This is a genomic window from Rhizobacter sp. P3_B12 (assembly GCF_056402895.1).
In genome coordinates, this window is record NZ_JBFUGN010001254.1 from 1 (window position 1) to 1,486 (window position 1,486).

Below are 1,486 nucleotides of genomic sequence, written 5' to 3' on the forward strand. Positions count from 1 at the left end.
GGACATCGACATGTACGAGCTGAAGGCGCGCGGCCCGCAGAACAAGCTCGAGGAGCTGCGCATCGAGCTGTGCGACAAGATCAATGCGCTCGGCATCGGCGCGCAGGGCCTGGGCGGGCTGACCACCGTGCTCGACGTGAAGATCGCCACCTACCCGACGCACGCGGCCAGCAAGCCGGTCGCGATGATCCCGAACTGCGCCGCCACGCGCCATGCGCACTTCGTGCTGGACGGCTCCGGCCCGGCCTTCCTCGAGGCGCCCAGCCTCGACCTGTGGCCCGACGTGAAGTGGGCTCCCGACTACAACAAGAGCCGCCGCGTCAACCTCGACACGCTGACGCGCGAAGAGGTGGCGAGCTGGAAGCCGGGCGAAACGCTGCTGCTGAACGGCAAGATGTTGACCGGCCGCGATGCCGCGCACAAGCGCATTCAAGACATGCTCGCCAAGGGCGAGAAGCTGCCCGTCGACTTCACCAACCGCGTCATCTACTACGTCGGCCCGGTCGATCCGGTGCGCGACGAGGTGATGGGCCCGGCCGGCCCCACCACCGCGACCCGCATGGACAAGTTCACCGAGATGATGCTCGCGCAGACCGGGCTGATCGGCATGATCGGCAAGGCCGAGCGCGGCCCGACCGGCATCGATGCGATCAAGAAGCACAAATCGGCCTACCTGATGGCGGTGGGCGGCGCGGCCTACCTGGTCTCGAAGGCGATCCGCAAGGCCGAGGTGGTGGGCTTCGCCGACCTGGGCATGGAAGCGATCTACGAGTTCGAGATCAGCGACATGCCGGTGACGGTGGCGGTCGATTCCGAGGGCACCTCGGTGCACACGACCGGCCCGAAGGAGTGGCAGGCGAAGATCGGCAAGATCCCCGTCGCGGTCTCCTGAGCCATGGGCTGACGTGCACGCCCTGCCCTTCGCGCTGACGAAGATCCAGGCGCCGCGGCCGCGCGGCGAGCACCTGGATCGGCCGCAGCTCGAAGGGCGCCTCGCCGCCGCCCTCGGCCAGGCGCGGCTGATGCTGCTGTGCGCGCCGGCCGGCTTCGGCAAGACGGCGCTGCTGGGGCAGCTGCTGGCCTCGCGGCAGGACACCGCGGTCGCCTGGATCGCCGCCGACGATGACGACGACCTGGCGCGCTTCATCGCCTGCCTGGTCGCCGCGCTGGAACCGCACGATCTGCCATGGCGCATCTCGCCGCAGGCATTGACCACGCTCGGGCAGCAGCCACGCGGGCTGCGCCGCATCGCCGATGAACTGCTGAGCGCCTTGGGCGGTGCCGACCTGCTGCCAGGACAAGAGCACGGCCTGATCGTGCTGGACGATGCGCACCGCATCGCCGATGCGCGCATCTTCGAGCTGCTCGACCTGCTGCTGGAGCAGCTGCCGGCCCGCTGGACCGTGCTGCTCGCGAGCCGCACCGATCCGCCGCTGTCGCTGGCCCGGCTGCGCGCGCAGGGCGAGCTGCTCGAGCTGCGCCAGGC

Annotated in this window: 2 protein-coding genes; both read left to right on the forward strand. The window is 69.7% G+C overall.

What is annotated here, in order from left to right; genetic code table 11:
- The coding region (locus AC1D01_RS34280) for a fumarate hydratase C-terminal domain-containing protein (protein WP_477873919.1) at window positions 1–892 on the forward strand (892 nt) is incomplete at its 5' end.
- A gap of 13 nt (window positions 893–905) precedes the next feature.
- A partial coding sequence (locus AC1D01_RS34285) for an AAA family ATPase (protein WP_477873920.1) occupies window positions 906–1,486 on the forward strand: 581 nt, incomplete at its 3' end.